This window comes from Nocardia kruczakiae NBRC 101016 (assembly GCF_001612965.1).
Classification (GTDB): domain Bacteria; phylum Actinomycetota; class Actinomycetes; order Mycobacteriales; family Mycobacteriaceae; genus Nocardia; species Nocardia kruczakiae.
Window position 1 is genome coordinate 42,984 of the sequence record NZ_BDBL01000044.1, and the last position, 21,056, is coordinate 64,039.

Below are 21,056 nucleotides of genomic sequence, written 5' to 3' on the forward strand. Positions count from 1 at the left end.
GGCGGGACGCTCTTGCGTGTATGTATACATCTACGTATAGTCGAGCCGTGCCGAACAAGACCGTGTACGTCTCCGATGACGATCTCCCCCTGTTCCAGCGCGCACAGGACCTGGTAGGCGGCAATCTGTCGGGTGCGATCGTGACGGCGCTGCGCCGGTACATCGAACTCGAGGAGGGGCGGCTGCAGGGGTTCGACGAAATCGTCCTGCGGGTCGGCCACAACGGCGCCCGGCAGGTGCGGTTCTCGGGCGCACTGCTCACCGAGTCGAGCGATATGAGCGACGCACGTTTCGAGCGGATCCGCGTATTCCGCACGCGCAAGGGCAAATACGTGCTGCACCGGCAGCGTTCCGAATGGACCGAATACCCCACCGATACGAACTGGCTGAAGGATCTGACCAATTGGCGGCGCATGCTCGGCGTCACCGATCCGGACTGGGGCGAGTTCACCATGGACATCTACGAGTCGCCGGCCGACCTGAAAGGCAGGGTTCCCGACAAGCTGTACGACCGTATCAGCGATCTGACCGAGCATCCGCAGATCGAGGATCTCGACATCTGATCGACCACATAGAGCCGAAATAAGTTCGGCCACACAATAATTCGATATCGACCCACCTTGTCCGCCGGAAACCCGCGGACACGGCTCGGTCGACACATGCATTCATCGCTATCTGTATATGAAAGGACGGCCATGAGTTCACCGGCCATCTCGGTCACCGGCCTGCGCAAATCGTTCGCCGACCATGTGGTGCTCGACGGAATCGACCTCACCGTGCCCGAGGGCAGAATCTTCGCGCTGCTCGGACCCAACGGCGCGGGTAAGACCACCACCGTCCACATCCTCGCCACCCTGACCCGGCCGGACGACGGCAGTCTGCGCGTCGGTGGCCACGATCCGGTCGCCGAACCCGATGCCGTCCGCACCACGATCGGCGTGACCGGCCAGTTCTCGGCGGTCGACGAACTGCTCACCGGACGCGAGAACCTGCTGCTGATGGCGGATCTGCACCATCTGCCCCGCGGCGAGGGCCGGCGCATCGCCGAGGACCTGCTGGCCCGCTTCGACCTGCGCGACGCCGCCGACAAGGTCGCCGGAAGCTACTCCGGCGGTATGACGCGCCGGCTCGACCTGGCGATGACGCTAATCGGCGAGCCGCGCATCATCTTCCTCGACGAACCCACGGTGGGCCTGGACCCGCGCAGCCGGCGCGGAATGTGGGACATCATCCGCGAACTGGTCGCCGACGGCGTCACCATCTTCCTCACCACCCAGTACCTGGAGGAGGCCGACCAACTCGCGCACCGGATCGCGGTACTCGACCACGGCCGGATCGTCGCCGAGGGCACACCCGAACAACTGAAACGCCTCGTGCCGGGCGGGCATATCCGCCTGACCTTCGGCGACGACGAACAACTGCGCAGCGCCGCCGGACTACTCGGCGGAACGACCACGGACTCGACGCTGGCGGTGCCCAGCGACGGCGGCGTCGCATCCCTGCGCGACGTCCTGGACCGGCTCGGCCGCGCCCACCTCGAGCCCGAGAGCCTCTCGGTGCACACCCCCGATCTCGACGACGTCTTCCTCACCCTCACCGGCCACACCGCACCCGAGAAGGAAACCGCACGATGACCACGCACACCCTCGCTGATTCCCGCACCATGTTGCGCCGGAACCTGGTGCACGCCAAGCGTTATCCCGGCATGACGATCAGCATGTTCATCATGCCGCTGGTGATGCTGCTGATGTTCAACTACATCTTCGGCGGCGCACTGGAGAAAGCCACCGGTGGCAGCTACATCGACTATCTGGTTCCCGGCATGATGCTCATCATCCCGGCCTATCTGGTCGTCGGCGTCGCGGTGGCCATCGCCTCGGATATGACCAAGGGCATCGTGAACCGGTTCCGGACCATGCCCATGGCACATTCCTCGATCCTCACCGGACAGGTCGCCGGGACCGTGATCCAGGGCGTGCTCGGCGTCGGGCTGATGGTCGCGGTCGCGGTGCTGATCGGCTTCCGGCCCGATGCCACGATCGTGGAGTGGCTGGCCGCCTTCGGGCTCATCATCCTGGTGATCTTCGGATTGTCTTGGCTCGGAGTGGGTTTCGGCCTCGCCGCCAAAACGCCCGAGGGCGCGAGCAACACCCCCACTCCGCTTATCTTCCTCCCCTTCCTCGGCAGCGGCCTGGCACCCACCGACACGATGCCCGCCGGTGTCCGCCAGTTCGCGCAGTACCAGCCCTTCACCCCCTTGACCGAAACCCTGCGCGGACTGCTCATGGGTACGGCCATCGGGGGTAACGGCATCGCGGCGGTGGCCTGGTGCCTCGGTTTCGCGGTGGTCGGCTACCTGTGGTCGCGCTCGCTGTTCCGCCGTAAGACCAACTGAGAGGAACGAGGAGTGCCACCGACGCCCCGCCGACCCGGACAGCGGGTCCGTAGGCTCTCTCCTCATGCCGGTTCTGCGCTCGATCCTGCTGTTCGTGCTGGCCGCCGTCGCCGAGATCGGCGGGGCATGGTTGGTGTGGCAGGGAGTGCGGGAACAGCGCGGGTGGGCTTGGATGGGGGCCGGGGTGATCGCGCTGGGGCTGTACGGATTCGTGGCGACGCTGCAACCGGACGCTCATTTCGGCCGGATCCTGGCCGCCTACGGCGGTGTGTTCGTCGCGGGGTCGCTGCTGTGGGCCGTCGCGTTCGACGGATTCCGGCCGGACCGGTGGGATGTGGCGGGTGCGGCGATCTGCCTGGTGGGCGTCGCCGTGATCATGTACGCGCCGCGCGGCTGATCGGTACGCGGCGCGTCGGAATCTGTTTCCGGCATCATCGGGATATGCCCGTTCCCGGACGCTTCCAGCCCAATCCGCCACCGGCCGTGGGTACCCGCAGCCGGGTGTTGCTGCGGTTCCGGTGTGCGGGGCGGCAGTTCCTGCTCCGGCAGACGATCGTCGAACCGGGCGGTGACAGTGGCTGGCACTATCACGACGGCACCCTGTTCGTCCTGGTCACCGGCAGCACCGTGGACCACCCCGGCACCGACTGCGTACCGGTCACCTACCGCCCGGGCCGCGTATTCCGCGAACCCGCCGGCGCTGCCCACGCGCACACCGCGCGCAACCGCACCCGAAAACCTTTGCGACTCACAGTGTTCTATGTTCTCCCGGCCGGCAGCCCCCTGTCCCGCCCGGTCGCCGCACCGGAATGCGACAGCACCCACACCTGAGGCAGGCGTGCGACCGCGACCGGGCCGGTAGGCGCCACCGGCGTTCGCGGACCGACCGCTCGCCCGGACAGCGCGCGGGAGCCGGTCAGCTGAGCAGCTGGTTCAACACCCCGGGGAATTCGGTGAGGTCGCGCAGGACGACATCGGCGCCGGCGGCCCGCAGTTCGGCCGCATCGCACGGACCGCTGGTCACCCCGACCGCGTAGGCCGCCGCGGTGCGGGCGCCGCGCATATCGCCGATATGGTCGCCCACGTACACGCTCGCCTCGTGGTCGCGTAGCGCCTCGGCCTTCTGCTCGGCCCACAGGTCGCCGATCACCGCGTCGGCCGGGATGTCGAGGTCGGTCAGGTGCAGTTTCGCGTTCGGTTCGTATTTGCCGGTGACCACGATCACGCGCCCGCCCAGCGCCCGGACCGCCGCGGTCGCCGCGCGGGCGCCGGGCAGTTCCACCGTGCCGGTGATCGCGTACTCCGGATACATCTCCCGATACAGATCGGCGACGGCCGGGACGCGGTCGGCGGGGAACCAATTGGCCAGCTCGTATTCCAGCGGCGGGCCGAGGCGGGTGACGACCAGATCGCTGTCGATCGGCGTGCCGGTGCGCCGCGACAATTCCCGATAGCAGGCACGGATGCCGGGACGGGAGTCGATCAGCGTCATATCGAGGTCGAAGCCGACGGTGAGCGGTGCCGTCATACCGGACGGCGGGCGGATCACTTGGCGGGCTGGCAGGCGTCGCGCAGTGAGCACGCGCCGCAGGAGCTACCGCAGCCGCCGACCTCGGCAGGGGCGAGGCCCGCGATGGCCTCGTTCGCCGCGTTCACGCCGGCGCCCAGGGTGAACAGCGCCACGACCAGCGCCACCGCGGCGGCGGCCAAGCCCACCCATACGGTCGCGACCAGCGCGATCGCACCGGCGGCGGCGAGCAGCAGACCCGCACCGACCGAGGTCGGCCCGGCGACGCGGTTGGCCACGCGATACGCCTCTTCGGTGCGCAGGGCCTCTTCGGTGTGGACACCGAAGAACCGATTGGGCGGCAGGGTGCCGGTCAGCCCGAGCACGCCCGTGACCACGGCCACGGCCGCAAGCAGAAACAGGAGGAGCGCGACCACGAACACCCGGAATACGGTACTCCGGTATCAAAACGTGGCGCCCGCGGGGCTCGCCGCCGCCACGAACGCCCCGCTCACCCCTTTTTGGGTGCTGACGTGCGCAGGCTCTACCCTGAGTGACGACGTTGTCCACAGACGTTCACCAGGGGAACTCGGCGACAAGAAGGCAGGACCGTGCAGGACACTCGTGCAACCGATACAGCCGGCGCATCGACCGGCCGGGGCGACGGGCCCGAAAGCAGCCTGCCCACGCTTCCCGGAACCGAGGTGCCCGCGCACCGCTACAACGCCGAACTGGCCGGCGCCCTGGAGAGCAAGTGGCAGCGGGTGTGGGCGGAGCGCGGCACCTTCCACGCGCCGAATCCGGTCGGCCCGCTGGCCGGCGAGACCCCGGCCGACAAGCTGTTCATCCAGGACATGTTCCCGTATCCGTCGGGTGCCGGCCTGCACGTCGGCCACCCGCTGGGCTATATCGCCACCGACGTGTTCGCGCGCTACCACCGCATGCACGGTCGCAATGTGCTGCACGCGCTGGGCTACGACGCCTTCGGCCTGCCCGCCGAGCAGTACGCGGTGCAGACCGGCGCGCATCCGCGGGTGACCACCGAATCCAATATCGCCACCATGCAGCGCCAGCTGGACCGGCTGGGCCTGGGTCACGACCGGCGCCGCTCGTTCGCCACCACCGACCCCGAGTTCTACAAGTGGACGCAGTGGATCTTCCTGCGCATCTACAACGCCTGGTACGACACCTCGGCGAACAAGGCCCGCCCGATCGCGGATCTGGTGGCCGCATTCGCCGCCGGCGAGCGGCCCACCCCCGACGGTCGCGCGTGGGCCGAGTTGTCCCCCGCCGAACAGGGCGAGATCCTGGACTCGTATCGCCTGGTCTACCAATCGGATTCGATGGTCAACTGGTGCCCGGGACTGGGCACCGTACTGGCCAACGAAGAAGTCACCGCCGACGGTCGCAGTGAGCGCGGCAACTTCCCGGTGTTCCGGAAACGCCTGCGGCAGTGGATGATGCGCATCACCGCCTACTCCGACCGCCTGGTCGACGACCTGGACCTGCTGGACTGGCCGGACAACGTGAAGGCCATGCAGCGCAACTGGATCGGGCGTTCGCGCGGCGCCGAGGTCTCCTTCGGGGCGAACGGTGAGAGCATCGAGGTCTTCACGACCCGGCCCGACACCCTGTTCGGGGCGAGCTATGTGGTGCTGGCCCCGGAGCACGAGCTGGTGGACCGGCTGGCCGCCGCGCAGTGGCCCGCGGATGTCGACACCCGGTGGACCTTCGACGCGCCCTCCCCCGCCGAAGCCGTTGCGGCCTATCGCAAGTCGATCGCCGCCAAGTCCGATCTGGAGCGGCAGGAGAACAAGGAGAAGACCGGCGTCTTCCTGGGCGCCTACGCCACCAACCCGGTCAACGGCGCGCAGCTGCCGATCTTCATCGCCGACTATGTGCTGTCGGGCTACGGCACCGGCGCGATCATGGCGGTGCCCGGCCACGATCAGCGCGACTGGGAGTTCGCGCGGGCGTTCGGCCTGCCGATCGTGGAAGTGATTGCCGGAGGCGACATCTCGGAGTCGGCGTACTCGGGCGACGGCCTGCTGGTGAACTCCGACTACCTGAACGGCCTGGACGTCGAGACCGCCAAGGCCACCGTCGTCGAACGCCTGGAGCGCGACGGCCACGGCAAGGGCACCATCCAGTACAAGCTGCGCGACTGGCTGTTCGCCCGCCAGCGCTACTGGGGCGAGCCGTTCCCGATCGTCTACGACGAGCAGGGCGCCGCTCACCCGCTGCCGGAATCGATGCTGCCGGTGGAACTTCCGGAGGTGCGCGACTTCGCGCCGGTCACCTTCGATCCCGACGACGCCGATTCCGAACCGTCGCCGCCGCTGGCCAAGGCCACCGATTGGGTGACCGTCGAACTGGATCTGGGCGACGGGCCGAAGACCTACCGCCGCGACACCAACGTGATGCCGCAGTGGGCCGGTAGCTCCTGGTACCAGCTGCGCTACACCGACCCGACCAACTCGGAGGCGTTCTGCGCGCCGGAGAACGAGCGCTACTGGCTGGGCCCGCGCCCGGCCGAACACGGTGCGAACGATCCCGGTGGCGTGGATCTGTACGTCGGCGGCGTGGAACACGCGGTGCTGCATCTGCTGTACGCGCGGTTCTGGCAGAAGGTGCTGTTCGACCTGGGCGAGGTGTCGGGTCCGGAACCGTACCGGCGGCTGTTCAACCAGGGCTACATCCAGGCCTTCGCCTACACCGACGAGCGCGGAACCTACATTCCGGCGGCCGAGGTGGTGGAGCGGGACGGCACGTTCTTCTGGACGAACACCTCCGGTGTGGAGATCGAGGTCTTCCAGGAGTACGGCAAGATCGGCAAATCGCTGAAGAACGCCATCTCCCCCGACGAGATGTGCGATCTGTACGGCGCGGACACCTTCCGGCTGTACGAGATGTCGATGGGCCCGCTGGACACCTCGCGCCCCTGGGCGACCAAGGACGTCGTCGGCGCGCACCGCTTCCTGCAGCGGGTGTGGCGCCTGGTGGTCGACGAGGAGTCCGGGGCCGCGCGCGTCACCGACGCCGAGCCGGCCGATGCCACACTTCGCCTGCTGCACAAGACGATCGACGGTGTCGACGCCGACTACGCCGCCCTGCGCGACAACACCGCCGGCGCGAAGCTGATCGAGCTGACCAACCATCTGACCAAGCAGTACCCGCAGGGCGCCCCGCGCACCGTGGTGGAACCGCTGGTGCTGATGCTGGCCCCGATGGCCCCGCATATCGCCGAGGAACTGTGGGAACGCCTGGGACACGGCACGGCGCTGGCGCACGGCCCCTTCCCGATCGCGGACCCCGCACTGCTGGTGGAGGATTCGGTCGAATATCCGATCCAGGTCAACGGCAAGGTCCGCAGCCGGGTCAGCGTACCGGCGGATGCCGATGCGAAGACGGTGGAGACGGCGGCGCTCGCCGACGAGAAGCTGCTGGAATTCCTGGCCGGCAAGACCCCGCGCAAGGTCATCGTCGTGCCCGGCAAGCTGGTGAACGTCGTCGCGTGAGCCGTTTCGGCGCGGTCGGCTACAGCACCGACCGCGCCGATTCAGCGGGCGATCGGACGCAGCACGATCTCGGTCGGGTGCGCGTCGCGAGGCGTTTCGACGGCATTGCGGACGGCACGGGCGACGGTCGCCGCGGTGAGAAATTCGTCCGGGTTGTAATCCCGTTTCTCGGAGGCGACGATCGCGCGCTGCATTTCGGTGTCGATGCGCCCCGGGTGGACGGAGGTGACGCGCAGGCGCGGTTCCTCCAACCGCAGCGCGTCACCGAAGGCGCGCAGCCCGAACTTGCTCGCGGCGTAGACACCCCAGCCCGGATTGGCGCGCAGGCCGGCGCCCGAATTGATCAGCACCACATGGCCGTTCGCGGCGCGCAGCGCGGGCAGCAGCAGCCGGGTCAGCTCGGCGACGGCAATCAAATTGGCTTCCAAGGTGTTTCGCCACTGCTCGACCGACGATTCGGCGATCGATCCCAGCTCGGCGACACCCGCGTTGTGCACCAGTACGTCCAGGCGGTCGATCGACGCCGTGGCGGCGGGCAGTGCGGCGTCATCGGTCAGATCGACCGGCCACGGTTCGGCATCGGGAAGTTCCGTCCGGATCGCCGCCAGTGATTCCGCCGAGCGCGCGCCCAGCAGCAGCCGGTGCGTTCCCGCCAGCTCCCGCGCGATCGCGGCCCCCAGGCCCCGGCTGGCGCCGGTGATCAGGGCGGTCGGTACATCCTGTGCGGCAGTGGATTCCGAAGGTGCGGCCATGTGCTCACCGTAGACCCCCGGCCGCACCGGCCGTGGTGGTGCCGGGGAGGGACGTCCCGGACAATTGCACCGCCGCGAGCGGACATCTGTCGTCCAGCGGTGGCGAGCCCCGGCCGATGGGTGTAATCCGGATTCGAACAATCGGCTCACCGCGGCGGGCGGGGACGAACACCGCGCATGACGAAGAACGAGGCGATGAGGGTGGACACTGCCGAACAGGTGACCGGGCCGGACCATGCCCCAGCCGCGGCCGGTGTGCGGCACGCGACGCCGGGGCGGCGCGCATATCTGAAGGTGACGTCGCAGAATAGGGAAATGAACGGTCCCGGCTTCACCCCCACCCAACTGGCTGCCCGGGCCTCCTACCTGCTCCGCGGCAACGATCTGGGGACCATGACCAGCGCGGCCCCGAAGCTCTATCCCCATATGTGGAGCTGGGACGCCGCCTTCGTCGCGGTCGGCCTGGCGCCGCTGAGCGTGGAGCGCGCCGTGGTCGAACTCGACACCCTGCTGTCGGCGCAGTGGCGCAACGGAATGATCCCGCACATCGTGTTCGCCAACGGGGTGGACGGCTATTTCCCGGGACCGAGCCGGTGGGAGTGTCGCCGGCTGGCCACGAACGCCCCCGCCGGCCCCGATACCTCGGGCATCACCCAGCCGCCGGTGCACGCGATCGCGGTTCAGCGCATCCTCGACCATTCCCGGCGCCACGGCCGCACCACCCGGGCGGTCGCCGCGGAATTCCTGGATCGGCGCTGGGTCGATCTGATGCGCTGGCATCGCTGGCTGGCCCATGCCCGCGACCCCAAACAGCACGGCCGGATCACCCTGTATCACGGCTGGGAATCCGGAATGGACAATTCACCGCGGTGGGATCGTGCCTACGCCAACGTGGTGGTCGGCGATCTGCCGCCGTATCGGCGGGCCGATATCGACGTGGTCGACCCGGCGCAGCGTCCCTCCGATCGCGAATACGACCGCTACCTGTGGCTTGTGGAACAAATGCGGCGTTGTGGATACGACGATTTTCAACTCGCCTCGACGATGAGCTTCGCTGTGGAGGATGTCTTCGTCACCGCCGTCTTCGCGCTGGCCTGTGAGGTGCTGGCGGGAATCGGGGAGGACTACCGCATGCCGCACGCCGACGTGCGCGAGCTCTACGAGTGGGCCGACTATTTCCGCGCCGGCGTGATCGCCACCGCCGACCCCCGCTCCGGCGCCGCGCGCGACTTCGACCTGCGCGCCGACGAGTGGATCGGCACCGAGACGCTGGCCATGTTCGCACCGCTGCTGTGCGGGGGGCTGCCGCGCGCCACCGAGCGCAGCCTGCTGCGCCTGTTCGAAGGTCCGCGCTTCTGCGGACACCCCGATCTGCGCTACGCGCTGCCGCCCTCGACCTCGCCGGTGTCGAAGGATTTCCGCCCGCGCGAATACTGGCGCGGACCGGTCTGGCCGGTGATGAGCTGGCTGTTCTCCTGGGTCTTCGCCCGCCGCGGCTGGGCCGAACGGTCCTTCATGCTGCGTGCGGAAGGTTTGCGGCAGGCGGGTGACGGCAGCTTCGCGGAATACTACGACCCGTTCACCGGCGACCCGCTGGGGAGCATGCAGCAGTCCTGGACGGCGGCCGCGGTCCTCGACTGGCTCGGATGAGTCACACGTAAACACTGGTCACAAGTGCCTCGGCTGCCTACTCTCGTAGCCATGCATCGACGCACCGTGGCTCGTCCGAAAGTCCGTCGCTTCACCGCAGCCCTGCCGCTGCTCGCCGTTGCCGGCATATTCTCGGCAACCGGTATCGCCTCCGCGGGACCCACCGGGCCGGATGTGTCGTCCTGGCAGCACATCGACGGCCGTCTGATCGATTGGTTCGCGGTCCGCGCCTCCGGGCACAACTTCGCCATGGTGAAGGCCACCGAGGGGCTGAACTACGTCAATCCCTATTTCGTCCCCGACAGCCTGCTCATGCGCGCGGCCGGGGTGGCGCGCGGCACCTATCACTACGCCCATCCGGATCTGCCGCCGGAACCGCAGGCCGCCCTCTACGCCGCGGTCGTCCTCGGCCAGAACGGCCCGCTGGACCTGCCGCCGGTCCTCGACATGGAGAATTCCGGCGGATTGCCCCCGGCGGAGCTGATCGACTGGACCCATCGCTATCTGACCACGGTGCAAGCGTTGACCGGCCGCGTGCCGATCATCTACACCTACCCGCGGTTCTGGCAGACGGCGATGGCCGATTCCGATCAGTTCCACCAATATCCACTGTGGATCGCCGATTACCGCGGTAACGCTCAGCCCGAGGTGCCCGGCGGCTGGCCGGCGTGGACCTTCTGGCAGACCACCGATTCCGGCAGTGTGCCCGGTATCGCGGGCAATACCGACCTGAACGTCTACAGCGGAGCGCAGGGCAATTTCGCGCAGTTCGCCAATATGCCGTTCAGCGGCAGCAGTTCGGGCAGTTAGAGGATCTGGGACAGAAACTGTTGCAGGCGTGGGGTTTCCGGATCGTCGAAGAGGCGGTCCGGAGACCCCGACTCCACCACCTTGCCCTGGTCCATGAACACCACGCTGTCGGAAACCGAACGGGCGAAACCCATTTCGTGGGTCACCACGATCATCGTCATACCGCCGGAAGCCAGATCCGCCATCAGCGCGAGCACACCCTTGACCAACTCCGGGTCCAGGGCCGAGGTCGCCTCGTCGAACAGCATCAATTCCGGTTTCATCGCCAGCGCGCGGGCGATGGCGACGCGCTGCTGCTGACCACCGGACAGATTCGCCGGGCGGGTATCGGCGCGCGCCGCCAATCCGACCGCCTCGAGTTGTTCCAATGCCAGCGCCCGCGCCGCTTCCTTGCTCAGGCCGCGCAATTTCCGTGGTCCCAGAGCCACGTTCTCCGCCACCGTCTTGTGCGGGAACAAATTGAAATGCTGAAAGACCATCCCGATGCGCTGGCGCAGCCGGTCCGGATTCTCGCCCAGCACCGACACCCCGTCGATCAGCACATCGCCGGAATCGGGTTCGTGCAGGCGGTTCAACACCCGCAGCAGGGTGGATTTTCCCGAACCGGACGGGCCGATGACCGTGGTGGTGTGACCGGCCTCGACGTGGATGTCGACGCCGCGCAGCACCTGGTTGTTGCCGAGGGTCAGATGCAGATCCACCCCGGTCAGGGAGGAACTCGTGCCCACGCCGGCGCTCTTCCGGTCGCTCACGCCTTTCGGATTCCGGTCGCTCACGCCTTTCGGATTCCGGTCGCTCACGCCTTTCGGATTCTGGTCGCTCACGCTCCGCGTCCTTCCGTGATGACTGCCTGGTCGATTTCGTCGGCGGCGGCTTCGGCGCGGCCGGTGCGCAATCGGCGGTCGATGTAGTTCACCAGGTGGGTGAGCGGGATGGTGAGCAGCAGATAGACCAGGCCCGCCGCGACCAGCGGCGACAGATTTCCGGTCTGGGAATTCAGGTCGCGGCCGACGGCGAACAGTTCGCGCTGGGAGGCGAGCAGGCCGAGGAAGTAGATCAGCGAGGAATCCTTGATCAGCGCGATGAACTGGTTCATCAGCGCCGGCAGCACCCGCCGCACGCCCTGCGGAATCACCACCAGCGTCATGGACTGCCGATAGCCGAATCCGATCGCGCGCGCGGCCTCCAGCTGCCCCGGCTCCACCGATTGGATACCCGAGCGAAAGATCTCGCCGATATAGGCCGAGGCCAGCAGCGCCAGCGCGACCGCACCCAGCCAGTACGGATTGTTCCCGGTGATCCCCTTGACTATCGGGCCGATACCCAGGCCGATCAACAGGATGATCACCACGGCCGGCAAACCGCGGAAGATGTCGGTGTAGACCCGCGCGGGCCACCGCAACCAGCGGGTGCGCGAAATACCGGCCACCGCGAGCAGAATGCCGATCAGCGTGCCCAGCACCCCCGAAACCAGCGCCAGAATCAGCGTATTCGGCAGACCCGTCTTGAACAGGTCGGGAAATGCCTTGCGGTACAACGACCAATCGAAGAACGTATCCTTCAATTGCGCCAGCGTCGATTTCGGCGCGTTCTGCTGATCGCTGTGCTGATGTTCGGCGGCGATCTTCTCGAAATCCGGAAGTTGCGGCACAGGCGCAGATTTGGAGCCCGGTTTCCAGCCCGGCGGCAGCGGGCGCGGCACCCAGTCGGAGTAGAGCTTGGCGTAGGTTCCGTCCGCGATCACCGCGTCGAGGCCGGAATTGAGGGCGTCGATCAGCGGCTGATTGTTCTTGCGGACCGCCCAGGCGGTGAAATTGTCCAGGCTGAAGGTGTTCTGCACGATCGAGGTGGGATCACCCGGTTTGATCGCACCGGTGGCCTGCTGGGAGGGCGCGACCCAGGCATCGATCTGCCCGGTCTTCAGATTCGCGTAGGCGGTGTTGTAGTCGGGGAATTTCACCGCGTCCAGATGCAAGGTGCCGCTGACGTATTCGTCCTGCACGGTGCCCTGCACCACGCCGATCCGCACGCCCGGTTTCAGATCCGAGAACCCCTTGATCGCACTGCCGTTGGGCACGACGAGCGAGAAGTAACCGAAGTCGTACCCATTGGTGAAACCGACCTGCTGCCGCCGCGCATCGGTGGTGGTGATGCTCGACGACCCCACGTCGAACCGGCCCGTGGCGACCAGCGAGAGCAGCGAGGCGAATTCGGTGCCGGAGAACTGCACCCGTAGTCCGAGTTTCGCGCCGATCGCCTTCAGCAGTTCGTTGTCGAATCCGGTGAAGGCCCCCGACGGATTCACGCAGATACTCGGCGGCGCGTCCGACAGCGTGCCCACGCTGAGCACACCGGCCTGGGACAAGCCGAGCTTGGTGATATCGATCGAACTCAGCGGCGCGGTGGTCGCGGTGGTGTAGCGATCGGTGCCGGCCGTCGCGCCGCTGGCCAGTTTCGTCGGCGCGGGGGAGGCGGCCGACGGTCCGGGCGGTGCGCACAGGTTCGAGGCCTGCGACGAGCTGCCGCCATCGGAACTGCAGGCGACGGCGAACAGCAGCATCATCGCCGCCATCAGCGCGATCAGCGCACGCGGGCGCGAGACGGGCAAACGGGCCATAGCCGAGAACCCTAGCCCGGCCGGTAGCACACCGAGGGCGGCGACGCGGGTCCACGGGCCGCCGCCCCTGCCACATCGCCCGCCGGAAATCGAATCCCGGTGATTCGATCCGGCGGTGTTCGATCCGGCGGTGTTCGATCAGGCGATACCGGCCACCGACTCCGGATTGAAGTTGTCCCGCCAGGCGACGGCCTGCTCGACCACGCTCAGGTCGTAGTCGGGTCCACCCGCGCCCACGGTGAACAGCGTCGCCCCGGCGCCCACCAGCCGCTCGGCCTGTTCGGCCCCGGGCCACGACACCGACCGCTCGATCCGGTTCGCGTCGGTGCCGACCTCGGCGCAGTGTTCGGCCAGAATCTTCGATTTGCGTTCCAGCGCTTCGATATCGGCGAAGCTGTGCCAGATGTCGGCGTATTCGGCCACCAGTCGCAACGTCTTTCGCTCACCACCGCCGCCGATCAGAATCGGAATGTGGCGCGTCGGTTGCGGATTCAGCTTCGGCAGCCGGGCGTCGATGCGCGCGAGGTATTCCTTCAGCAACGCCAGACGTGTTCCGGGCGTGCCGAATTCGTAGCCGTATTGATCATAGTCCTTCTGGAACCAGCCGGCGCCGATGCCGAGGATCAGCCGGCCGCCGGAGATGTGGTCGACGGTGCGTGCCATATCGGCGAGCAGATCGGGATTGCGATATCCGCCGCCGGTCACCAGTGCGCCGAGTTCGACTCGTTCGGTCTGCTCGGCGATCGCACCGAGCATGGTCCAGCATTCGAAATGCGCGCCGTCGGGATCGCCGGTGAGCGGATAGAAGTGATCCCAGTTGAACACGATGTCGACGCCCGCATCCTCGGCCCGGCGCACCGCATCCCGGATCAACCCGTAATCGGGAGCATGTTGCGGCTGTAGCTGAACTCCGATGCGAACCGGTCGAGTCATCCGATGCTCCTTCGTCTCGTGAGCTGCTCTCGCGGCCGGTCAGCGGCCCTTGACGAGGCTACTCGCCCGCTGCACCCCGTGCGGGTCGCTGGGTTACTGTGGGGCGCGCACCGACCCCTCTACTCGGATCGTCCGGCACGTTCCTGCCGGTGAAGGGATTGATTCACCATGGCCACGGTCACCTTCGACCACGCCACCCGGCTCTACCCGGGTGGTACCAAACCCGCTGTCGACAAGCTGAATCTCGAGATCGCCGACGGCGAATTCCTGGTACTGGTCGGACCGTCCGGATGCGGCAAATCCACCTCGCTGCGCATGCTGGCCGGACTCGAGGAGGTCGACGACGGCCGCATCCTGATCGGCGACCGGGACGTCACCGACGCCGAACCCAAACAGCGCGATATCGCGATGGTGTTCCAGAACTACGCGCTCTACCCGCATATGACGGTCGCGGAGAACATGGGCTTCGCGCTGAAGATGGCCAAGGTCGGTAAGGCCGAACGCAACCAGCGCGTGCTGGAGGCGGCGAAACTGCTCGACCTGCAGGACTTCCTGGACCGCAAACCCAAGGCGCTGTCCGGCGGTCAGCGCCAGCGTGTCGCGATGGGCCGCGCGATCGTGCGGCAGCCGCAGGTGTTCCTGATGGACGAACCGCTGTCGAACCTGGACGCGAAACTGCGCGTGCAGACCCGCACGCAGATCGCCCAGTTGCAGCGCAGGCTCGGCACCACCACCGTCTACGTCACCCACGACCAGGTCGAGGCGATGACCATGGGCGACCGGGTGGCGGTGCTCAAGGACGGACTGTTGCAGCAGTGCGCCTCGCCGCGGGATCTGTATCGGGATCCGGCGAATCTGTTCGTCGCGGGCTTCATGGGTTCACCGGCGATGAACCTGTTCACGCTGCCGGTGTCGGACGGTTCGGTCACCCTCGGCGGACATTCGATCGCGCTGCCGCGCGCGGTGGCCGATGCCGCGGGCGAGACCGTGGTGGTCGGTATCCGCCCGGAGCACTTCGATCTGGCCGGTGGTTCCGAGGGCATCGCCATGGAGATCGACGTGGTCGAGGAGCTGGGCTCCGACGCCTATATCTACGGCCGCACCCTGGGCGAGGCGGGCGGAGATCAGACCATCGTCGCCCGCGCGGACTGGCGCAATCCGCCGCAGAAGGGCGACAAGCTGACACTCACCACCGATGCGGAGCACACTTACTTCTTCGACCCGGCCGACGGTCGGCGACTGACCTAGTCATCGAAACCGACTGCCCCCGAATGCTTTTCGATATTCGGGGGCAGTTCGTGTTGTGGTGGGCACTCGCCGGTCCGCGAGCGCGGCCCGTTCAGCCGCGTGGCCGGCGCCAGTCCTGGTTCACCCGGATCCGGATGTCCTCCAGTCCGATTTCGTCGCCTCCGGTGCCGCGCAACTCCACCCGCACCGGTTCGCCGGTGGTGTCCTCGACCCGCTCGAGCGGCGGCACCCCACCCTGCAGATACTTGTCCCCCCACTGCCACAGCGCGAAGATCGCCGGGAGCAGATCCCGGCCCATCTCGGTGAGCACGTACTCGTTGCGGGTGCGCTTACCCTCTTCGCGATACGGCTGTTTGCGCAGCAGCCCGGCGTCGGTGAGTTTGCGCAGCGCGGCGGCCGCGGCGGCGTCGGTGATACCCACCCGCGCCGCGAAACCGTCGAAGCGGGTCGTCCCGTAGATGGATTCGCGCAGAATCAGCATCGCCGAGCGGGCGCCGACGATGTCGAGAGCCTTCACGATGGAACAGCCGTCCGGCTTCCACGAATTCAGGTCACGCAGGGGTCCTTCCAGTTTCACGGGCATGACCACGATCATACCAACTCTGACTTGTCATAACTAATGTCAGCTCCTACCCTGACTTTAGAGCGACTAAGTCAGATTGTCGCAACGGCGCGATACCGGAGGAATCGCCATGAGAGACGCAGTGATCGTCGAGGCCGTACGCACCCCGATCGGGAAGGGCAAAGCCACCGGAGCGCTGCACGACCAGCATCCTGTCGACCTGTTCGCCCACAGCCTGCGCGAGGTCGTGCGGCGCAGCGGGATCGATCCGGTGCTGATCGACGATGTCATCGGCGGCGTGGTCACTCAGATCGGCGAGCAGTCGGTCAACATCACCCGCCGTGCCGCGCTCGCGGCCGGCTATCCGGAGTCCGTTCCGGCCACCACGGTCGACCGGCAGTGCGGCAGCAGCCAGCAGGCCATCCATTTCGCCGCGCAGGGCGTACTGGCCGGGGCCTACGACATCGTCGTCGCCGGCGGTCTGGAGTCGATGAGCCGGGTGCCGATGGGGTCGAGCGTGGCCGGCGCGACCGACATCAACGGCGTGGCCTTCGCCGAACGGTATCCGGACGAGCTGGTACCGCAGGGAATCAGCGCGGAACTGATCGCGGCGCGCTGGAACATCTCGCGCACCGCCATGGACGAGTTCGCCCTCGCCAGTCACGAGAAGGCGGCCGCCGCGACGAAGAACGGATCCTTCGAGGCACAACTCGCGCCGCTGGCCGGGTTGAGCACCGACGAGGGCATCCGGGTCGGCAGCACCCTGGAGACCCTGGCCGGGCTGCGGCCGGCCTACTACAGCGAGGCCTATGCCGCCCGGTTCCCCGAGATCGGCTGGAACGTGACCGCCGCCAACGCGAGTCAGATCAACGACGGCAGCGCCGCGGTACTGATCATGACCAGCGAGAAGGCCGCGCAACTGGGCCTGCGGCCGCTGGCCCGGCTGCACAGTTTCGCGGTCGCGGGCGACGATCCGCTGCTGATGCTCACCGCGGTGATCCCGGCGACCCGAAAGGTGTTGCAGCGCTCCGGACTGTCGTTGAACGATATCGATCTGTTCGAGGTGAACGAGGCCTTCGCCTCGGTGGTCCTGGCCTGGGCCGCCGATACCGGTGCCGATCTGTCCCGGGTGAACGTCAACGGCGGCGCGATCGCGCTGGGGCACCCGCTCGGCGCCTCCGGTGCGCGGCTGGCCACCACGCTGGTCCACGCGCTGCACGAACGCGGCGCCCGCTTCGGACTGCAAACCATGTGCGAGGCAGGCGGTTTGGCGAACGCGACCATCTACGAGCGGCTGTGATCGTCAGACCGACACCACGACCAGCGCCACCGCGAAACCGCGCAGCCACGCCTCGGCGAGCAGCGGCAGAGTGAGCAGCGCATAACGCCAGGCCGGGCGGCGCTTCCGCACTGCCCGCAGGGTCCACCGCCCGGCCGGCGGCAGCGCACCCACCAGGGACAGGAAACCGCGGCGTAGGCGGGACATCCGAGCCGCGGTGGCTAGGCTGGCTCGGGTGAGCGATCTGGATTCGGCGTCGGCGCTGGTGTACGCGATTCCGCTGCGGACTCGCTTCCGCGGCATCACCGTCCGCGAAGGGATGCTGCTCGAAGGCCCGCGCGGGTGGGGCGAGTTCTGCCCGTTCGTCGAATACGACGATCGGGAGGCCACGAACTGGCTGGCCACCACCGTCGAGCAGATCGAGAACGGGTGGCCGGAACCGGTCCGGGACCGCATTCCGGTCAATTGCACCGTCCCCGCGGTCGGACCCGAGCGCGCGTATTCCATCGTCGCCGAATCCGGTTGCCGCACCGCGAAAGTCAAGATCGCCGATCATCCGGATTCGCTCGCCGAGGATATCGAGCGGGTGGCGGCCGTGCGCGATGCGCTGGGCCGCGACGGCGCCGTCCGGGTCGATGCCAACGCGGCCTGGGACGTCGATACGGCGGTTGCGAACCTGCGGCAGATCGACCGTGCCGCACAGGGTTTGGAGTACGCCGAGCAACCGTGCCGGACGATCGAGGAGCTGGCGGCGGTGCGACGGCGGGTCGACATTCCCATCGCCGCGGACGAGTCCATCAGGCGCGCCGAGGATCCGATGCGGGTCGCGGTGGCGGGAGCGGCCGATATCGCCGTACTGAAATGCACGCCGCTCGGCGGGGTGCGGCGGGCGCTGCGGGTGGCGCAGGCGGCGGGGCTGCCGTGCGTGATCTCCTCGGCGCTGGAGACGAGCGTCGGACTGTCGTCTCAGCTCGCGCTGGCCGGTGCGCTGCCGGAACTCGACCACGCCTGCGGGCTGGGAACCGTCGATCTGTTCGCCGGCGATGTGGTCGCGGATTCGCTGCGCCCGGTCGACGGATATCTGAGCGTTCCGCGCACCCCGCCGGCCCCGGATCCCGCTCTGCTGGAACGCTTCCGCCACCCCGATCCGGAGCGCGCGGCGTGGTGGCGGAGCCGGTTGGAGCGGGTGCGGCGGCTCCTGGACTGATCGCGGCGGCTCGAGCCTCGGCAGGGCCGGGAAGAGGGTTTTCCCACCCGCCGGTCTGTGATTAGCTGATCGTGTGCCATCGGCAGTTCTCACGTGCTCGAACACACGATAGGAGTTCCGCAATGCCCACTCGTGATTCTGCGTGGCCGCAGGGTACGCCCTGCTGGGTCGACTGTTCGGTCGATGATCCGCAGGCCGCCCGCGACTTCTACTCCGGTTTGCTGGGCTGGGAGATCATGGACAGCCCGCCCGAGGCCGGAGGATATCTGATGGCGATGCTGGGCGGTAAACCGGCAGCCGGAATCGGGCCCAAGATGGGCGAGGCGCCGATGCCCTCGGTGTGGACCACCTACCTCGCCGCCGACGACGTCGACGCGGTCGCCGAGGCCATCGGCGCGGCCGGGGGGACCGTCTTCGTCGCGCCGTTCGACGTCATGGACGTGGGCCGCATGTGCGTGGCCTCCGATCCCACCGGCGGGATCTTCGGCGTCTGGCAGGCCAAGGCCCACACCGGCGCCGGTATCTACAACGAACCCGGCTCCTACTGCTGGAACGAACTGCACACCGGCGACTACGCCACCGCCCAGGAGTTCTACCGCCGCGTCTTCGGCTGGACCTTCGACGAAATCGGCGACGGTGAGAACTTCGTCTATTCGACCTTCTCCCCGCCCGGGGCGGACGTCGCCGGCGGCGTGATGGACGCCGGCAACGCACCCGGTGACAACCCGCCCTACTGGCTCACCTGGTTCCAGGTCGCCGGGACGGACGACAAACTCTCGCGCGCAACCGAACTCGGCGCCACGGTACTGATGGGGCCGGACGACACCCCGTTCGGCCGCTCGGCGGTCGTCCAGGCTCCCCAGGGCGAGATATTCGGCCTCATCGACCCGACGGTGCGGGCGGAGGCACCCGGGCAGTAGGGCTGGACACGCCCCGGGTCGTCCGAAACGGCCCGGGGCACCGGCGTGCGCGTCCCGGGGCCGGATCCGCGGCCCCCGCCCGGCGCGAATGCCTGTTTCTGCGCCGATGCGCCTGCGGCCGAATCCGTTTCAGCCCACGCGGGCGCCGCAATCGTGCAGGGTGGCGCGCAGGAGGAGGGCGGCTTCGGGGCCGACGACCCCGTCGACCAGCTCGAGGTAGCGGGTGCAGAATTCGGGGCCGTGCGGGGCGAGGTCGTCGCCGGGCGGCTCCAGGTGGTGGGCGAGTTCGTGCAGGATGACCAATTCGCGCAGGGCCCAAGCGGTTCCGCCGGTATGCAACGGGACGGCCAGCACGGCGCGGCCGGCCTCGTAATGTGCCGCCGCGGTTCCCGCGCGGGCCCGTACGGCCAGCGTCGTGCCCGCTCGAACCCATTGCGCGCGTACCCAATTCAGGGCCAGCACCCGGTCCACATAACTCTGGACCGACTCGACCGAAGCGAACTTCCGCTCGATCGGCAGCGTGAGCTGAGAACCGTGCAAGTCGACCGTGCGAGCCCCGAACTCGTCGGCTCGATCGAACATCCGTCGCACCAGGCCCTCGGCGTCGTAGACCCGGCTGCGCTGCGAATCCCGCTGCGTCACAGCGCTTTCCCGCAACATTTGAGCAATTGCCGCGCCGCTCGGGTACGGCTCATGCCCCGGGAGCTTCCAGAGTGCCGCGCGCCGAAGGCAGTTCGGGCGACAGGCCCAGGCGCGCGGTGCGCCCGGCTCGGTCGCCCGCCCGGCGCGCGGCCGGTGAGTACTCAGTGGATTCCTGCGGCCCGCGCCAGGTACCACGGGCTTCGGAGGTGCGGGAGTAGAAATCGGTCAGTTCGAGGTCCTTGTTGCGCAGTGCCAGGGCGGTCCCCGCGGATTCGGCGGCGGTCGTATCCGCGCCCACCGCCTCGGCCTCCACATCCGCCTTCACCTGTGCGAGCCGGCGGCCTATCCGGTCGGCGAACGCCATCTGGAAATTCAGCCGCGCCGTCACGGCTGCGACCGGGGCCTGAATGCGACGCTGCACCTTGCGACCCCAGCGCGTCTCCACCACGATCTTCTCCACCGTCGCCGATTTGTAGGCGCCGGATTTGATGTAGTGGTCGGACGCGCGCACCATCTGCACCAGCAGGCTCGTGTACAGCGCCTCGCACGTCGCGATATCGGTATCGAAGCCGTAGGCATAGACCTGCGTGGATGTGCGGGTCACATCGCAGCGCACGTCGTTGGCCGCCGCGATCGCCACGAACAGCTGCACATACGTGCGCAGCCCCTTCTTTCCCGCCTCGCCGATCGCGACGACCTTCTGCATCGGCGTCGGGCGGCGTTCGCGACCGGCGATATGGGCGCGCGCCACCGCGAGGTCGATCGACGAACGGGTCGCCAGGCGCTGGGCGGCCGCCATGAAGGCCTCGGCCTCGTGCTCGTTGTCGGTCGACTCGGCCTGACGCAACAGCCCACCGATCCGGGTGAGCAACTTGTCCTGAGGCATCTGGGTCGACATCGAGCGCCAGGATACGAGAACCCACCGACATCGCCGCACGATCGGGCGCGTGCGGACGCCGAATCCCATCCGGCGGTAGCACCCGCTCGGAGGCGGCAGCTTGCGTAACCACGGAGGG

Annotated in this window: 22 protein-coding genes; 12 read left to right on the forward strand and 10 right to left on the reverse strand. The window is 67.8% G+C overall.

Annotated elements, in window-relative coordinates; all coding sequences use genetic code 11:
* Nucleotides 1-47 precede the first annotated feature (47 nt).
* From NK1_RS27260 to NK1_RS27280, 5 genes are all read left to right on the forward strand, one after another.
* A complete protein-coding gene (locus NK1_RS27260; RefSeq protein ID WP_063013233.1) occupies nucleotides 48-563 on the forward strand; it encodes an EXLDI protein in 516 nt (171 codons plus the stop codon).
* Between the two features lie 132 nt (nucleotides 564-695).
* On the forward strand, nucleotides 696-1,634 hold the full coding sequence (locus NK1_RS27265; RefSeq protein WP_063013235.1) for an ATP-binding cassette domain-containing protein: 939 nt from the start codon (nucleotides 696-698) through the stop codon (nucleotides 1,632-1,634).
* Entirely contained in the window at nucleotides 1,631-2,395 is a 765-nt protein-coding gene (locus NK1_RS27270) for an ABC transporter permease (RefSeq protein ID WP_063013237.1), read from the forward strand. Before NK1_RS27265 ends, NK1_RS27270 begins: the two co-directional genes overlap by 4 nt.
* A 64-nt stretch (nucleotides 2,396-2,459) precedes the next feature.
* On the forward strand, nucleotides 2,460-2,792 hold the full coding sequence (locus NK1_RS27275) for a YnfA family protein (protein WP_063013239.1): 333 nt from the start codon (nucleotides 2,460-2,462) through the stop codon (nucleotides 2,790-2,792).
* A 44-nt stretch (nucleotides 2,793-2,836) separates the two neighbouring features.
* Nucleotides 2,837-3,226: a cupin domain-containing protein gene (locus tag NK1_RS27280; RefSeq protein WP_063013241.1), complete on the forward strand. Its 390-nt coding sequence runs from the start codon at nucleotides 2,837-2,839 to the stop codon at nucleotides 3,224-3,226.
* An 85-nt stretch (nucleotides 3,227-3,311) separates the two neighbouring features.
* Here NK1_RS27280 and NK1_RS27285 read toward each other — a convergent pair whose 3' ends face one another.
* Nucleotides 3,312-3,923: an HAD family hydrolase gene (locus NK1_RS27285; RefSeq protein WP_063013243.1), complete on the reverse strand. Its 612-nt coding sequence runs from the start codon at nucleotides 3,921-3,923 to the stop codon at nucleotides 3,312-3,314.
* 17 nt (nucleotides 3,924-3,940) lie between these two features.
* Nucleotides 3,941-4,345 carry an SdpI family protein gene (locus NK1_RS27290; RefSeq protein WP_063013245.1) on the reverse strand — a complete coding sequence of 135 codons (405 nt, stop codon included), beginning with the start codon at nucleotides 4,343-4,345 and terminating at the stop codon, nucleotides 3,941-3,943.
* Between the two features lie 237 nt (nucleotides 4,346-4,582).
* Between NK1_RS27290 and leuS the strand changes: the two genes are divergently transcribed.
* On the forward strand, nucleotides 4,583-7,420 hold the full coding sequence (gene leuS / locus NK1_RS27295; RefSeq protein ID WP_063013299.1) for a leucine--tRNA ligase: 2,838 nt from the start codon (nucleotides 4,583-4,585) through the stop codon (nucleotides 7,418-7,420).
* Between the two features lie 41 nt (nucleotides 7,421-7,461).
* On the opposite strand, the gene NK1_RS27300 is transcribed toward leuS, so the two are convergent.
* Nucleotides 7,462-8,172 carry an SDR family oxidoreductase gene (locus NK1_RS27300; RefSeq protein WP_063013247.1) on the reverse strand — a complete coding sequence of 237 codons (711 nt, stop codon included), beginning with the start codon at nucleotides 8,170-8,172 and terminating at the stop codon, nucleotides 7,462-7,464.
* A 315-nt stretch (nucleotides 8,173-8,487) separates the two neighbouring features.
* Here NK1_RS27300 and ggh point away from each other — a divergent pair, with 315 nt between their 5' ends.
* Complete coding sequence (gene ggh / locus NK1_RS27305; protein ID WP_036507112.1) at nucleotides 8,488-9,822, forward strand: glucosylglycerate hydrolase; 1,335 nt, start codon at nucleotides 8,488-8,490, stop codon at nucleotides 9,820-9,822.
* Nucleotides 9,823-9,873: 51 nt separating this feature from the next.
* On the forward strand, nucleotides 9,874-10,632 hold the full coding sequence (locus NK1_RS27310) for a glycoside hydrolase family 25 protein (RefSeq protein ID WP_063013249.1): 759 nt from the start codon (nucleotides 9,874-9,876) through the stop codon (nucleotides 10,630-10,632).
* Here NK1_RS27310 and NK1_RS27315 read toward each other — a convergent pair.
* From NK1_RS27315 to NK1_RS27325, 3 genes are all read right to left on the reverse strand, one after another.
* Nucleotides 10,629-11,360 carry an amino acid ABC transporter ATP-binding protein gene (locus NK1_RS27315; RefSeq protein WP_039781634.1) on the reverse strand — a complete coding sequence of 244 codons (732 nt, stop codon included), beginning with the start codon at nucleotides 11,358-11,360 and terminating at the stop codon, nucleotides 10,629-10,631. The two genes, NK1_RS27310 and NK1_RS27315, sit on opposite strands and share 4 nt — an antisense overlap.
* 92 nt (nucleotides 11,361-11,452) lie before the next feature.
* Entirely contained in the window at nucleotides 11,453-13,249 is a 1,797-nt protein-coding gene (locus NK1_RS27320) for an ABC transporter substrate-binding protein/permease (protein ID WP_063013251.1), read from the reverse strand.
* A gap of 138 nt (nucleotides 13,250-13,387) precedes the next feature.
* Nucleotides 13,388-14,182, reverse strand: coding sequence for an LLM class F420-dependent oxidoreductase (locus NK1_RS27325; protein WP_036507009.1), 795 nt, complete (start codon nucleotides 14,180-14,182; stop codon nucleotides 13,388-13,390).
* Nucleotides 14,183-14,350: 168 nt separating this feature from the next.
* Between NK1_RS27325 and NK1_RS27330 the strand changes: the two genes are divergently transcribed.
* Nucleotides 14,351-15,430: an ABC transporter ATP-binding protein gene (locus NK1_RS27330; RefSeq protein WP_063013253.1), complete on the forward strand. Its 1,080-nt coding sequence runs from the start codon at nucleotides 14,351-14,353 to the stop codon at nucleotides 15,428-15,430.
* A gap of 91 nt (nucleotides 15,431-15,521) precedes the next feature.
* Here NK1_RS27330 and NK1_RS27335 read toward each other — a convergent pair whose 3' ends face one another.
* Nucleotides 15,522-16,013, reverse strand: coding sequence for a winged helix-turn-helix transcriptional regulator (locus NK1_RS27335; protein WP_063013301.1), 492 nt, complete (start codon nucleotides 16,011-16,013; stop codon nucleotides 15,522-15,524).
* 109 nt (nucleotides 16,014-16,122) lie between these two features.
* Between NK1_RS27335 and NK1_RS27340 the strand changes: the two genes are divergently transcribed.
* Nucleotides 16,123-17,292, forward strand: coding sequence for a thiolase family protein (locus tag NK1_RS27340; RefSeq protein WP_063013255.1), 1,170 nt, complete (start codon nucleotides 16,123-16,125; stop codon nucleotides 17,290-17,292).
* Nucleotides 17,293-17,295: 3 nt separating this feature from the next.
* Here NK1_RS27340 and NK1_RS27345 read toward each other — a convergent pair whose 3' ends face one another.
* The gene (locus NK1_RS27345; protein WP_063013257.1) at nucleotides 17,296-17,478 is read right to left on the reverse strand and encodes a hypothetical protein; all 183 of its coding nucleotides are present in this window, start codon (nucleotides 17,476-17,478) and stop codon (nucleotides 17,296-17,298) included.
* 28 nt (nucleotides 17,479-17,506) lie between these two features.
* Here NK1_RS27345 and NK1_RS27350 point away from each other — a divergent pair, with 28 nt between their 5' ends.
* Together NK1_RS27350 and NK1_RS27355 are read left to right on the forward strand one after the other, a co-directional pair.
* Nucleotides 17,507-18,478 (forward strand): o-succinylbenzoate synthase, encoded by a 972-nt coding sequence (locus tag NK1_RS27350; RefSeq protein WP_063013266.1) that lies wholly within the window; start codon nucleotides 17,507-17,509, stop codon nucleotides 18,476-18,478.
* Between the two features lie 122 nt (nucleotides 18,479-18,600).
* Entirely contained in the window at nucleotides 18,601-19,398 is a 798-nt protein-coding gene (locus tag NK1_RS27355; RefSeq protein ID WP_063013276.1) for a VOC family protein, read from the forward strand.
* A 129-nt stretch (nucleotides 19,399-19,527) separates the two neighbouring features.
* Here the strand turns inward: NK1_RS27355 and NK1_RS27360 are convergent, their stop codons facing one another.
* Nucleotides 19,528-20,058, reverse strand: a complete 531-nt coding sequence (locus NK1_RS27360; RefSeq protein WP_063013278.1) for a TIGR04338 family metallohydrolase — start codon at nucleotides 20,056-20,058, stop codon at nucleotides 19,528-19,530.
* A 31-nt stretch (nucleotides 20,059-20,089) separates the two neighbouring features.
* A complete protein-coding gene (locus tag NK1_RS27365) occupies nucleotides 20,090-20,926 on the reverse strand; it encodes a DUF2786 domain-containing protein (protein ID WP_063013303.1) in 837 nt (278 codons plus the stop codon).
* Between the last annotated feature and the right edge of the window lie 130 nt (nucleotides 20,927-21,056).

Excerpts from the sequence above, each read along its gene's own strand:
- NK1_RS27265 (WP_063013235.1), top strand. The coding sequence starts at position 696 with ATGAGTTCACCGGCCATCTCGGTCACCGGCCTGCGCAAATCGTTCGCC.
- NK1_RS27270 (WP_063013237.1), top strand. The coding sequence starts at position 1,631 with ATGACCACGCACACCCTCGCTGATTCCCGCACCATGTTGCGCCGGAAC.
- NK1_RS27275 (WP_063013239.1), top strand. The coding sequence starts at position 2,460 with ATGCCGGTTCTGCGCTCGATCCTGCTGTTCGTGCTGGCCGCCGTCGCC.
- NK1_RS27280 (WP_063013241.1), top strand. The coding sequence starts at position 2,837 with ATGCCCGTTCCCGGACGCTTCCAGCCCAATCCGCCACCGGCCGTGGGT.
- NK1_RS27285 (WP_063013243.1), bottom strand. The coding sequence starts at position 3,923 with ATGACGGCACCGCTCACCGTCGGCTTCGACCTCGATATGACGCTGATC.
- NK1_RS27300 (WP_063013247.1), bottom strand. The coding sequence starts at position 8,172 with ATGGCCGCACCTTCGGAATCCACTGCCGCACAGGATGTACCGACCGCC.
- ggh (WP_036507112.1), top strand. The coding sequence starts at position 8,488 with ATGAACGGTCCCGGCTTCACCCCCACCCAACTGGCTGCCCGGGCCTCC.
- NK1_RS27310 (WP_063013249.1), top strand. The coding sequence starts at position 9,874 with ATGCATCGACGCACCGTGGCTCGTCCGAAAGTCCGTCGCTTCACCGCA.
- NK1_RS27320 (WP_063013251.1), bottom strand. The coding sequence starts at position 13,249 with ATGGCCCGTTTGCCCGTCTCGCGCCCGCGTGCGCTGATCGCGCTGATG.
- NK1_RS27325 (WP_036507009.1), bottom strand. The coding sequence starts at position 14,182 with ATGACTCGACCGGTTCGCATCGGAGTTCAGCTACAGCCGCAACATGCT.
- NK1_RS27330 (WP_063013253.1), top strand. The coding sequence starts at position 14,351 with ATGGCCACGGTCACCTTCGACCACGCCACCCGGCTCTACCCGGGTGGT.
- NK1_RS27335 (WP_063013301.1), bottom strand. The coding sequence starts at position 16,013 with ATGCCCGTGAAACTGGAAGGACCCCTGCGTGACCTGAATTCGTGGAAG.
- NK1_RS27340 (WP_063013255.1), top strand. The coding sequence starts at position 16,123 with ATGAGAGACGCAGTGATCGTCGAGGCCGTACGCACCCCGATCGGGAAG.
- NK1_RS27345 (WP_063013257.1), bottom strand. The coding sequence starts at position 17,478 with ATGTCCCGCCTACGCCGCGGTTTCCTGTCCCTGGTGGGTGCGCTGCCG.
- NK1_RS27355 (WP_063013276.1), top strand. The coding sequence starts at position 18,601 with ATGCCCACTCGTGATTCTGCGTGGCCGCAGGGTACGCCCTGCTGGGTC.
- NK1_RS27360 (WP_063013278.1), bottom strand. The coding sequence starts at position 20,058 with ATGTTGCGGGAAAGCGCTGTGACGCAGCGGGATTCGCAGCGCAGCCGG.
- NK1_RS27365 (WP_063013303.1), bottom strand. The coding sequence starts at position 20,926 with ATGCCTCAGGACAAGTTGCTCACCCGGATCGGTGGGCTGTTGCGTCAG.